At 38.3% G+C, this 12,852-nt stretch carries 6 protein-coding genes and 1 pseudogene; 1 reads left to right on the top strand and 6 read right to left on the bottom strand.

What is annotated here, in order from left to right; all coding sequences use genetic code 11:
- Positions 1 to 17: 17 nt before the first annotated feature.
- From O9332_RS01670 to O9332_RS01650, 6 genes and pseudogenes are all read right to left on the bottom strand, one after another.
- Positions 18 to 650 (bottom strand): LysR family transcriptional regulator, encoded by a 633-nt coding sequence (locus O9332_RS01670; protein WP_002762083.1) that lies wholly within the window; start codon positions 648 to 650, stop codon positions 18 to 20.
- Positions 644 to 1,687: a type 2 isopentenyl-diphosphate Delta-isomerase gene (gene fni / locus O9332_RS01665; RefSeq protein ID WP_288023393.1), complete on the bottom strand. Its 1,044-nt coding sequence runs from the start codon at positions 1,685 to 1,687 to the stop codon at positions 644 to 646. The genes O9332_RS01670 and fni overlap by 7 nt, the downstream gene beginning before the upstream one ends.
- Before the next feature lie 39 nt (positions 1,688 to 1,726).
- Positions 1,727 to 6,499: a non-ribosomal peptide synthetase gene (locus O9332_RS01660; RefSeq protein ID WP_288023392.1), complete on the bottom strand. Its 4,773-nt coding sequence runs from the start codon at positions 6,497 to 6,499 to the stop codon at positions 1,727 to 1,729.
- A 365-nt stretch (positions 6,500 to 6,864) separates the two neighbouring features.
- Entirely contained in the window at positions 6,865 to 11,124 is a 4,260-nt protein-coding gene (locus O9332_RS01655) for a non-ribosomal peptide synthetase (RefSeq protein WP_288023391.1), read from the bottom strand.
- Positions 11,125 to 11,160: 36 nt separating this feature from the next.
- Positions 11,161 to 11,376: pseudogene (locus O9332_RS28275) on the bottom strand (transposase); the annotation flags it as partial.
- Positions 11,346 to 11,522: a hypothetical protein gene (locus tag O9332_RS01650; protein ID WP_288023389.1), complete on the bottom strand. Its 177-nt coding sequence runs from the start codon at positions 11,520 to 11,522 to the stop codon at positions 11,346 to 11,348. The gene O9332_RS01650 and the pseudogene O9332_RS28275, both read right to left, overlap by 31 nt.
- Positions 11,523 to 11,666: 144 nt before the next feature.
- On the opposite strand from O9332_RS01650, the gene O9332_RS01645 reads away from it, so the two are divergent.
- On the top strand, positions 11,667 to 12,452 hold the full coding sequence (locus tag O9332_RS01645) for an SWIM zinc finger family protein (protein WP_288023388.1): 786 nt from the start codon (positions 11,667 to 11,669) through the stop codon (positions 12,450 to 12,452).
- Positions 12,453 to 12,852 lie beyond the last annotated feature (400 nt).

Genomic DNA, 12,852 nt, shown 5'->3' with positions numbered 1-12,852 from the left:
TCGGATAGGGAGCTTTTTTAGGTATGCACAGGTAAATAAATACTTTGAATCATGGTGTTTTCCTGTTTGTGAAATAAAGACCAACTCATCTCAATTTTACCATATTGTGAAATAAATTCTAAATCATGTTCTCGGATGGCATTTTCATTGGTAATGGCTAAATCTGCCAACCCCTGTTTAACTTGAATAGCGGCAACACTGGTAGAATTGACAAATTTGATTTTAATCTTGTTTTGATTCAGGTCGCTAGGTAATAAATAGGGAAGTAAAGGAAGAGGAGCGGGATGAGTAACTAGGGTACAGTTTTCTAAAACGATTCCTTCATTTTTTCGCTTGGCTAATCCGTAAACGGGTGTGGGATAGGTGAAGATAAAACCTAGTTTAAAACTCGGTTCCATGTAGAAATCATTAATTCTTTCATAGGCATGGGGTACTAACGCCAAATCTATCTGATTGTCGAGTAAAGATTCTTTTAAATCTGTAAAGCTATCAAATAAATGACTATTAACCGAAATCTGTTGTAATTTCCATTGAGAAATTAGATAATTTAAGGTTTGTTCACTACTGGTTTCTTTTGGACCCAAAGTGCCAACGCTTAAGGTTTTGACATCAAGCTGGGGATAACACAATTCCATTGAAAACTTTAACATGGTTTTAAGGCTCCTGAATTTTTAAGGGCGGATAAATTAGGATTTCCGGTGCAAAATAAAACAATTTCAAGTTCAGCAATTAAAAATTTTACCAACTCATCAACGGCGGCTTCTGATTCAATCGCTGCTACGAGAAACGGTCGAGCCAACCCTCCTAAATCGGCTCCTAAAGCGATGGATTTGGCAAGGTCTAAGCCATTTTTTAAGCCTCCAGAAGCAATTAAAGGAATGGTTGAATTCATAGACCGAATGGCAGTAATACATTCAGCCGTAGGCAAACCCCAATCGGCAAAAACTTGTCCGAGATGCCTTTGTCTGTTGTCTTTGGCTCTTTGACTTTCGACTTTAGCCCAGGACGTGCCTCCGGCCCCAGCCACATCAATCGCAGCGACTCCGGCTTCAATTAATTGTTTGGCCGTCACCGCAGAGATGCCATTTCCGACTTCCTTGGCGATGACGGGAACGGGCAATTGAGCGCAAATTTGCTCGATTTTAGCGAGTAACCCTTTAAAATTGGAATCGCCTTCCGATTGAACCCATTCTTGTAAAGGATTGAGATGCAGAATTAAAGCATCAGCTTCTAATAATTCCACCAGTTTTAAACAGTCTTCTAAACCGCAGCCGTAATTTAACTGTACAGCCCCTAAATTCGCTAACAGGAGAATATCTGGCGCCAGAGAACGGACTGCAAAGGTCGGCGCTAATTCCGGTTGTTCGAGTGCAATGCGTTGAGAACCCACCCCCATCGCTAAACCATAACGTTGAGCGACCGTTGCCAATCGAGTATTGACTAAATGGGCTAATTCTGTTCCTCCGGTCATGGAAGAGATGAGAATTGGAGCTTTTAGAGATTTCCCCAAAAAGGTTGTCCCCAGTTCAATATCGCTACGGTCAAGTTCAGGAAGACAACAATGGGTAAAACGATATTTTTCTAAACCGTTTGTAAGTTGTTGAAACTCTACATCTTCTTCGATACAAACTCGCAGATGTTCGCTTTTACGATTTTCAATTTCACTGGGAAGATTAGGTGATGGCATAGTTGTTATCAAGCAGGAGGGTTAAACATTAAGTTGAGGTTAAAAATCAAGTTCTGAAAGCAGTTCATCTAGTTCTACCTGATTAAGATCCGCATCGGGAAAATCCGATGGAGTATAGCCTCCTTCTACCGATAAACAATGGTTAATCAGGCTTTCTAAAGAATCTCGATAGGCAGCAGCTAAATTTTTGATCGTTGTTTGATGATGAAAATTTTCACTATATTGCCATTCTATATCAAGTTGCCCATCAACCACAATTCCATGAATCGCAATTAAATGGGAACGTTTTCCCAAAGGACTATGAATGGAACCACTGGATTCTTGAGATAATTTCCAGCCTATCTCGCCGATTTGATGGCTGGTAAATTGACCTAAATAATTAAAGCTAATTTGAGCTTTTGGATAGTTTTTTAACGGGGATTGAATCGTTAAATCTGAACTCAGATAATATCCAATTCCATAATCAAATCCCCGATTCGGAATTTGTCGTAATTGCTCTTTAATGGACTTGAGACATTCACCGGGATGGTGAAGATTTTCTAAGGTCAAAAAGACGGGAAAAATACTGGTAAACCAACCCACAGTTCTAGATAAATTTACGGATTCAATTACATTCTCTCTTCCATGACCCTCCATGTCAAGCAAAAGTCCATAATTTCCTGTCCAATGACCGAAAGCTTGGACTAAAGCGGTCAATAGAATATCATTAATTTGGGTGTTATAAGCTTGCGGAACCTCCTGTAAGAGTAAGCGGGTTTGTTCTTCGGTTAAGGTGAAAGAGACCGTTTTTGCATGGGCAACAATGTTGGACTGAGCTTCACCTTGACGGTCTAAAGGAAGAGGACAAATTGAGGGAAACTCACGGTTTAGCCAATACTTGAATTGAGCGTAAAATTCTGGGGTTTTAGCATAGTTTTGCAGTTCCTCAGCCCAAGTTTTAAAAGAACTGGTTTTAGGAGGAAGTTGCAGGGGCTTTTGGTTTTCTAATTGCTGGTAAATAGTGACGAAATCTTCGAGGATAATCCGCCAAGAAATTCCATCTACTGCTAAATGATGAATTACAATTAACATTTTTCCACTCTCACCCAAGGCGAAGAAAACCACCGCCATTAAGGGACCTTCCTCTAAGTTGAGTACCCGTTGTTGAACCTCGGAAATTTCTGCCATCTTGGTTAATTGTTCATCGCAAGATAGATGGGATAAATCCACCTTTTCAAAAGCAAAATTATTGCAATCATCGCTGTGATTTTGTTGCCATTGTTCCCCTTTATGAACAAACCGTAACCGCAAAGCATCATGGTGATAGAGTAATTTAGAAATAGTTTTTTTTAATAAATCTGGTTGTAGATTATTGGGAACCTCTAACAAGATAGATTGATTAAAGTGATGACGTTCGGGCAAGTTTTGTTCAAAAAACCATTTTTGAATCGGAGTTAAGGGGACGTGACCGATGACTAAATCCTGTGTGGTTTGATTAACCGAAACTCGCTCCGCTACGGTGGCTAATTGAGCGATAGTTTGATGACTAAATAATTGTTTAGGAGTAATTTGTAATCCCGCTTGATTAGCTTGAGCAATAATTTGAATGGCTAAGATAGAATCTCCTCCCAACTCAAAAAAGTTATCGTTAATACTAATATTTTTAAGTCCTAAAACCCTTTGCCAAATTGCAGCGAGAATGCGTTCTTTTTCTGTACCTGGACTGAGATTGAGGGCAGCTTCATCCTCTAATTCTAGTGTAGGTTGTGGGAGAGCGCAACGATCAATTTTACCATTAGCGGTTAGGGGAAAAGCGTCTAACAAAACGAAGAAAGCAGGAACCATATATTGAGGTAACTTTTCTTGCAAAAATAGACGCAATTGAGAAACAGTTAAGTTTTGAGAGGCAATCACATAAGCACATAAACGTTTAACGCCGGGTTGATCTTCTCTGGCAATAATAATCGCTTCTTTAACTTGGGGATGTTGATTGAGAACGGTTTCAATTTCCCCTAATTCAATTCTAAAACCTCTAATCTTAACTTGATGATCAATGCGACCCACAAATTCAATTTGTCCGTCGTTTCCATAACGAACTAAATCACCGGTTTTGTAAAGGCGATCACTGAGTTTTTGACTAAAAGGATTGGCAATAAATTTAGAATCGGTTAACTCTGGACGGTTGAGATATCCTTTAGCTAATCCTGAACCACCAATGTATAATTCTCCTGGAATTCCAATCGGTACAGGTTGTTGATATTGATCTAAAATATAGACCTGAGTATTGCTAATGGGACGACCAATAGGCGGTGCTTTTTCGGTTAATAAATCTGGGGTTATTTTAACAGATGTTGTAACAACAGTATTTTCAGTCGGACCATAGTTGTTGACTAATGTAAAGGGAATGGAGGTAGGGGGAAAATCATTGAGTTTATCTCCTCCAGTTAACATTAATCTTAATAGACAATTGGGAGACCAATCTAGGGGAATTAGGGTTTCTGCAAGAGGAGTGGGTAAGAAAGAAACGGTGATTTTTTTGGCAATTAACCACTCTTGCAGTTGTTTCGGTGATGTTAGCAAATCTGGGGGAACAATCGCCAGACACGCCCCCGCTGTTAAATAAGGCCAAATTTCCCAAACTGAAGCATCAAAGGCAATTCCAGCTAATTGAGTGACTCGATCAATTGTTGTAATATCAAAGGCGTTTTGATGCCAAGAAACTAGGTTTAATAAACTTTGATGTTGAATTAAAACTCCCTTGGGTTTTCCAGTGGAACCAGAAGTATAAATGACATAAGCTAAATTCTCAGATGTCATCGGATGGAGGAGATTATCTTGCGGATGATGATCAAGAATTTTCCCATCCTGATCTAAACAAAATATTGTTCCTAAATAGTTGGGTAAAGTGTCAACTAAGTTTTCCTGAGTTAATAACACCGATACGGCAGAATCTTCTAACATATAAGCTAGACGTTCTGATGGATAGTTCGGATCTAAAGGAATATAAGCTGCACCCGCTTTAAGAATGCCTAAAAGTCCGATGATCATCAAAACAGAACGCTCGATACAGATTCCTACTAAGTCCTCGGTTTTAACGCCTAAGTTTTGCAAATAATAAGCGAGTTGATTGGCTTTTTGATTTAACTGTTCATAGGTCAAAGATTTTTCTCCATCGATGACCGCTATAGCATCAGGTGTTTTAACAACCTGTTCTTCAAATAACTGATGAATACAGTAATGATCAGGATAAGACGTTTGAGTTTGATTCCATTCTACTAATAATTGCTGTTTTTCCGATTCAGTCAGTAACGGTAATTCCCCGATGGTTTGCTGAGGATTGGCTACAATCCCCTTTAATAAAGTTTGGAAATGACCTACCATGCGGGTAATTCTTTCTGGGGTAAATAGGTCGCCATCATATTCCCAAAAACCTTCTAAATAAGAGCCTTTTTCCGTCTCTATTTCCTCTAAAAATAAGCTGAGATCAAATTTAATTCTCTGGTTTTCGACGGCTAGATATTGAGCTTTTAAATTGGGTAATTTTAAAGCATTGAGAGGGGCATTTTGCAGCGCAAACATTACCTGAAATAAGGGATTATAACTTAAACTTCGTTCGATTTCTAACCCATCAACCACTTGCTCAAAGGGGACATCTTGATTAGCATACGCTTCTAAAACAACATTGCGAGCTTGCTGTAATAATCCCGAAAAAGTCGGATTTCCTTCTAGGGAATTCCGCAGCACTAAAGTATTGACAAAAAAACCAATCAAAGGTTCAATTTCTTGTCGGTTTCGGTTGGCGGTGGGTGTCCCGATTAAAATATCATCTTGACCACTATAACGAAAGAGTAAAGTGTTTAAAGCAGCCAGTAATGTCATAAATAAAGTCACCCCCGACTTTTGGCTCAAAAGTTTCAGTTTTTCTGTGAGTTCTGAGTCAATTTGAAACGAGATACTATGACCTCGAAAATTGGCAGTAGCTGGACGGGGTTTATCGGTTGGAAGTTCTAATAAAGGAGGGGCACCCGTTAATTGTTTTTTCCAATAATTTAACTGATTTTCTAAGATTTCACCTTGTAACCATTGTCTTTGCCATACCGCAAAATCCGCATATTGTATGGCTAATTCGGGTAAATCTACGGTTGAATTGGATAAAAGTGCTTGATAAAATTTAGATAATTCTTTAAATAAAATGCCCTTTGACCAACCATCGATAATAATATGATGGAAAACGTTGACTAAAATATAATTTTCATATCCCAGATCAAACAGAGTACATCGTAATAGGGGAGATTGGGTTAAATCAAAGGGTTTTTGTAGTTCTTCAATAATCTGTTTGTCAATTTGCTCTTGGGGGATATCTTTTAAATTAACAACTAATAATTTAATCTTCAGAGATGGAGCAATTTTTTGAATAGGTTTTCCTTCAACCATTGGAAAGCTTGTGCGTAAGCTCTCATGCCGTTGAATAATAGCATTAATCGTTTGCTCTAAAATATCAATGTTTAAGCGTCCCGTTAAACGGATGGTTAGAGCTTCATTATAAGCTGGATTTTGCCGATCCATCTGATAGAGAAACCACATTCTCTGTTGAGCAAAAGATAGAGGTAACTCTTCAGTTCTGGCAACGGGATCAATAACCGATTCAAGGGGTTTAGACGGTGTTGTTGCGCTTCTTAAAAAAGTGAGAATTTCTGGTTTTCTTGTGCCGATTTCTTGCTTAATTTCCGGTGTCATCGCTCCCTGGGGAGCTTGATATTTTAACTTTTCTTCCTCAAGCCAAAGCTTGATGTCTAAACTATTTAAGTAAGATAAAAATTCTGCGACTTTCATTAATAGTATCCTTTTCCCTAATTGATGTTCTGGTATTTTTGGAATGGGGGGGGTGATGTTTGGCTGGGTTCAGTAGCTCAAGCTAGAGCTACTGTTAGAGATATAATCAACGGTTCTCATAAATTTAAATACCCTCAAAGACTAAACACTATCGCACAAATAAAGGTTATCAATGGCGAGGAGTCAGTGGTTATTGTTAAAGTCAGTTGCTATGGGAGCAACCGCTTACATACTCCACAAAAAGACTGTTTTAAACCGAGACTATTTATAGCATATTCTGGATGATAAATTTTAGTGATGGATACAATTTTTTACATTTTTTCCCAAAAGGGTTCTGAAAAGCTTAAATTTTAGTTAACCTATTTTCATAATTCTCCTTCTTCATAATTTTCTGCGGCTGTTGTCATAACTTTACCACTTTTGGATAGACTGTGACTATTTTTGGCTACATTAAGCACCTCAATCGTTTGAGTTAAACTGGCAACGGTGGGGTATTCTAATAAACTGTGCAAAGACAATTCTACCGAGAAAACATCCCGTAAACGAGAAATAACTTGACTCGCCAGTAAAGAATGTCCTCCTAGTTCAAAGAAATTGTCATGAATTCCAATTTGAGATAAATTTAACACCTTTTGCCAAATGTTAGCAACTTGACGTTCAGCTTCCGTTCTGGGTGCTATCAATTCGTTATTTTCTTTGCCTTGGAGTTCCTTGAGTAATTGCCGCTTATCAATATCTCCATTATCCTTGATAGGGAGGGATTGCCGCAGCACCAGGGGACATTTATAGGACGTTCCAAATCGATCTTTTAGACTAACATGATTAGGTAGATTGACCGATTGAACTGTAGATTTACGGGTGTAATAAGCCGTTAACTTTTGGCATCCTTCAGACCTAGATGTGAAACGATTAATCTTGCTATTACTCCCATCTAAACCGATTATTAATTGTCTTTGGTTGTGATATAAACTGGTTAGAAATGAGTCTAAACCTTGCCGTACTGTCATATCATAATACCCTTGAGATCGGGTTATGTATTGCATCTGATAACCTTGGCTAATCCCGGTTTCTTGCCAAGTTGTCCAACTATAACAATAACTGGGGAACAAATTCTTATATTTTTGATAGCTGTTCAAAGACTCAAGGAAACTATTAGCCGCCGCATAGGAACCCAAAGCCGCTCCTCCAAAAAAACTAGCCAAGGAAGAAAAACTAATAAAAACTCCCTGAGATTCTTTGAGGAGTTGATGTAAAACCCAAGTTCCTATTACTTTAGGACGAAGAATTGTCGATAAACCCTCTTGATTTTCGTCCAGAAGTAAACAATCTTTGTAAATTCCAGCCAGATGAATCACCCCATTAAGTTCTCCTTGCCATTGTCTTTTTACCTGTTCTACAGTCTGTTTAACTTGAGGGAAATTAGCCACATCTACCGCTTGATAAATTACTTCTCCCCCAAGGTTTTCTAAAGCTTGGAGATTTTTGATTTTTAAGGATAATTGATCTTCGGTTTTGAGGTACTCACTCCAAAGGTGTTTTTCTGGTAAAGGTGTTTTTCCAATTAACAGTAAACGAGCTTGATAATTTTTGAGCAAATACTGAGCAATTTGTCTGCCAATCCCTCCTAGTCCTCCGGTAATCAGATAAATTCCCCCTGATTTAAAGGGTAATTCCTGTTGGCTGTGTTGAAGTAAATTGACTTTTTCCAAACCTGCGATTAAACGTTTCCCGTTGCGATAGGCAATTTCTCTTTCCTTGGATAAAACGGATAGTTCTTGCAGCAGATAACTGACATTAATTTCGGTTTGATCCAGGGGTAAATCAACATGACGAGTATTTAACCAAGGAAGTTCTTGAGCTAGGGTTTTGATCAGTCCTAAAACTGGAGATTTTTCATAGGCAATTTCATCGGTTTCTATGACAAATTGACTATAACTAGAAACAAATAGCAATTGAATTTTTGAGTTAAAATCATGAGTTTTAGCTAAGGCTTGAACTAGGAATAATAAATCATAAGTCCCTTTTTCTTGTGCTTTTTCTAACTGTTCAATTGTTGAAATTTCTCCCTGATAGTCTTGATAAGTACCCAGATGAATAATATTGACAAGGATAATTTTTTGCTCGGATAAAGATGCCATTAACTGTTGATAATGATTGGCTGTCCCGGGTCTGAGGGTATAGCAATTTTGACTGATTTGAGAAAATTCTTCCGCTGCTAAAACCGTGATACAGGGTAAGTTTTGACCTTGGATTTTTTCTGCTAAAGATGCTCCTAAACCCAAGCAATCCAGAAAAATTAAAGTACAATACTTGGAAAGTTCTGGTTTTAAGTTAACTGGAGATCGAGGTTTCCAAACTTTCTGGTAAAACCAATCAGGAAGGGTTTGAGCATTTTCTAACAAAATATCTATTTCTTTTAAAATAGAATTAAATTCTCCATTTCCAAACCGTTTTGTTAATTGCGATCGCTGAATTTTACCAATGGAAGTTTTAGGAATTTCAGTTTTATTTAAGGGGATTAAATATTCAGGATTAACGCCAAAACTGTTAATTACTTTTCGTCTAATCTTTTTCAGAAGTTCCGCTAGATGCTGGTGGTCAAAGGTTTCTACACTAAAAAATAAAGCTAATTGATCGGTACTATTCCTAGGATCATAAACAGCACAAGCGGCGGTGTAGGACACTTCTACTTCTTCAATAGTTTCCACTACAGTTTCAATTTCATGGCTATAATAATTCACTCCATTAATAATAATGGTTTCTTTACTTCTTCCAGTAATGACTAAATGACCGTTACTAATAAATGCTAAATCTCCTGTCTTAAACCAGCCATCTTTTAAGAAAGCGTCTTGATTCGCTTCTGGGTTTTTATAATACCCCGGTGAAACTGCATCTCCTTTAACTTGTAAATGACCAATGGTTTCTTCTGGTAATAGGGAATTATCAGTATTAACAATTCTAATCGATATACCCGGAATGGGTAATCCTAAATCCGTAAAGGTTGCACCGTTGGGATGTTCAGGATGGACTCGTTTTAAGGAAGAATTCAAGGAGGATTTATCAACCGTATGAAAGAGTAATGGCTGTTGTTCTGTAGGCTGATAATAGGTAATCCCTGAACCCATTTCTGCCATCCCAAAAGCAGGACGCATCGCCGTTTTTTTCAGATTATATTGAAGATGAAGGGTGTTAATAAATTCTCCAACTGCTTGACCAGAAACGGCTTCACCCGCTGCTAAAAAGAATTTGACACAATCTAAATTCCAATTTTGATCCGGTTCTTTTTTTAAAGCTTCATTGATCAAATTATAGGCAAAATTAGGAGCCCAACTATGGCTAATTCGATATTGATCAATTAAATCTAACCAATTCAAAGGACGACCTAATATATATTCAGTTTGAACATAAACCATTTGGCATCCTAACTCGACACAGCGAATATTCCAGTCTGAAATACTTCCAATATGATCAAAAGGAAGCCAATTAAGAATAATATCGTCGTTTTGATGTTCACAAATTATGTTTGTTCCTCGCGCACGAGAGATGACATTTTTATGGGTTAATGAGATACATTTCGGTATTCCTGTACTGCCTGATGTGAGATTAAAGAACGCGATATCATCCGGTTGACCAATAGGAGGCTGATGGGGAGAATGAGTTTTTAATTCTTCAATAAAACTCAAGCTTAAGGGTTGATTAGGCAACCATTGTTCTAAATATTTTATCTCTTGCTGACGGGATTGATTTGTGATAATAATAGGTTCATCTAACAACTGCCAAACTTGAGATATTTTATGAATTTCATTATTAAAATCTTTATAGCTGGGTGGCACTGAAATAATAACAGGAATAAATCCCCCTAAAAGACACCCCCAAAATGCGGAAATAATATCATAGTTTTCCGATAGCTGAAGAATCACTTTATCTTGAGCTTGTAAACCCTGCTTTTGTAATCCGGCTTGTATTTGTTGAGCGTCTTCCCATAATTGTTGATAAGACTGAAAAACTTCCAATCCATTAGATTGAATATAAATAATCCCTTTATTTGAATGATTTTCAGCAGCTTTTTGGAGGATTTCTGCCAAGGTTTTCGGTTGAAGTTCAGATTCTTCTAAAAGCTGTCCGTGACTGATTCCAGCTTGAGTGTTAGAAGTGTGAATCCCCAGATGAATCGGGGTTTCAGATTTTTGATGATCATTTTTTTTCTCTATTTTTAAGGGCAATAAGTCCGATAGATGTAGGGGTAAAATTTTGATTTTTTTGGAAGTCATGACAGCGGCAACTTGATCAATATCTGACAAAGAGCGTAGTTTTTCTTCTGTTTTCTGAACTTGATGATCATCGATAATTTCAATATTCTTTAATGCAGTTTCATCGACATCACCGCTATCGGTTAAGGGTAAACTGGAAATCTGCACATAGATATTAGGTAGAAGATTGTCCGGTAACTGAGACTGTAAATCGGAGGACAATTGTTCAGAATTCCAAGCTCCAGAGGAAACGATATAGGCGACTAATTCATCCTCTCGTACCATAAAATAGCAATCTTCAATTAAGGGATTTGATAAAAAGACTTCTGCTAATTTATGACAATTTAATTGTGGATTTTTGTGTTCTGTCCTCATACCTAAAATCCTCGTTTTTGTGTACATCTTGCCAATTCAATTCTGAATTTCATCACTGTCTGAGCTATCACATAATAGCTCATTCGGGGTACGATAGTCAAGACATTATCGAGGACGATTGTTAATCAAGTTTACGGCTCTTTCTATTTCCTCTGGCTTAAGGATTTTAAAATTCCTTTTCTTGGGAAAGAATTGTCTTAACAGTCCATTAGTATGCTCGTTTAATCCCCTCTCCCAAATTTTGTAGATGGTTTCTTGACATCCTGACCGCCGTAAAACGGACGGCGATTCCCAAAACTCACAATTTGGGTTTCTGCTTCATAGATGACATGACATCCCAGCAAGACGGCTATTTGCCGTTGAGATAAATTTACCTCTTGACCAAGTTGGTAGAGCAAGTTTCTTTGTTCTATGTTAAGATGTTGAGGGCTTCGTTTTTGGGTCTGATTTGTTGTTGTTAAAGATCAGAATATACCTGATGAGCCTTTCTCTGTCAACTCTTAAGGTTGATGTGTTTCATTTTTGAATTGGCGAAATAAAAAATGACAGAACAAGCTTGGTGGGTACAAAAATGGCTAGAACTACTCGATTCCTATCGCTTTAAAAAACGCTTGGAACGAGCTAGACTGTACGCTAGAGAGGGCAATGTTTTAAGTATTGACTTTGAAGACTCGCAAGTTATTGCCAGAGTACAAGGCAGTGAACCAGAGCCTTATATAGTGGATTTATCCCTAGCGGCTTTTAGTGATGAAGAATGGGATTATATTATTAAGCTTCTCTCCAAAAAAGCCATTTATTCCGCTCAATTGCTCACCGGACAAATGCCCGATAATATCGAGCGTGTTTTTATTGATAGTGGGGTGAATTTATTTCCCTTTTCCCTGGCCGATATTCGCTCCCGTTGCACCTGTCCCGATCAAGCCAACCCCTGCAAACATATAGGAGCAGTATATTATCAATTGGGTGATCGTTTTATTGTCGATCCCTTCCTGCTTTTGCAACTGCGCGGCCGAAGCAAAAGCCAAATTCTGGAAGCTTTACGGGAAAAACGCTCCTATTCCTCTGATAATCAACCTTTAGCAGTCAGTGAACCCCCCACAGTAGTCGAAAAAACTGCCCCCGACAGCACTATCGATCGCTTTTGGCAGTACGATGAGGAGCTAGATCCCTCCCTCGTTGTGATTACGCCGGGGAATGAAAATCAAACCATTCTCGACATTTTAGGCAATTTTCCCCTCGCTGCCCCCGAATCAGATGCCATAGAACAATTTTTAAAACCAATTTACCGGCAAATTCCCCAAGAAGCGATGGCGATTGCTTTACAGTAGGGGAATTTGAGGTATAAGTAGCTGGTTATAATTAAATTAAAAATGGATTTTAGGTTCGATCCTCCCTGCCCCCCTTGATAAGGTAGGGTTGATTCAAGGTAGGGTTGATTCAAGGTAGGGTTGATTCAAGGTAGGGTTGATTCATGAATCAACCCTACCCTTGATAAGGGTGGTGTCTGATAATTTTTAACGCCTACCTAGGGTCTGCTGAAAAAGTTTTTCCTGGGGGTAGGAGTCAGTAGCCGGTCGTCAGGAGCCGGTCGTTTCAGGCTTTGTTGCCCTTGTTTTTTGTACCAAGCGATGTACTACAAGAAGGATAATGCAAGGTTTTTGAAAGTCCCAATCCTATTTTCTTGCACTAACATCGGACTTTAACAGGTCAAAAGCTTTATTTTAAAAG

Origin of the sequence: Microcystis sp. LE19-10.1B (assembly GCF_027530565.1) — a bacterium.
Classification (GTDB): Bacteria; Cyanobacteriota; Cyanobacteriia; order Cyanobacteriales; family Microcystaceae; genus Microcystis; species Microcystis aeruginosa.
Note: the sequence above shows the minus strand (reverse complement) of the source record. Positions and strands in the feature narration are given on the sequence as shown.

Coding starts and splice junctions, on each gene's coding strand:
- O9332_RS01670 (WP_002762083.1), bottom strand. CDS start 650: ATGTTAAAGTTTTCAATGGAATTGTGTTATCCCCAGCTTGATGTCAAA.
- fni (WP_288023393.1), bottom strand. CDS start 1,687: ATGCCATCACCTAATCTTCCCAGTGAAATTGAAAATCGTAAAAGCGAA.
- O9332_RS01660 (WP_288023392.1), bottom strand. CDS start 6,499: ATGAAAGTCGCAGAATTTTTATCTTACTTAAATAGTTTAGACATCAAG.
- O9332_RS01655 (WP_288023391.1), bottom strand. CDS start 11,124: ATGAGGACAGAACACAAAAATCCACAATTAAATTGTCATAAATTAGCA.
- O9332_RS01645 (WP_288023388.1), top strand. CDS start 11,667: ATGACAGAACAAGCTTGGTGGGTACAAAAATGGCTAGAACTACTCGAT.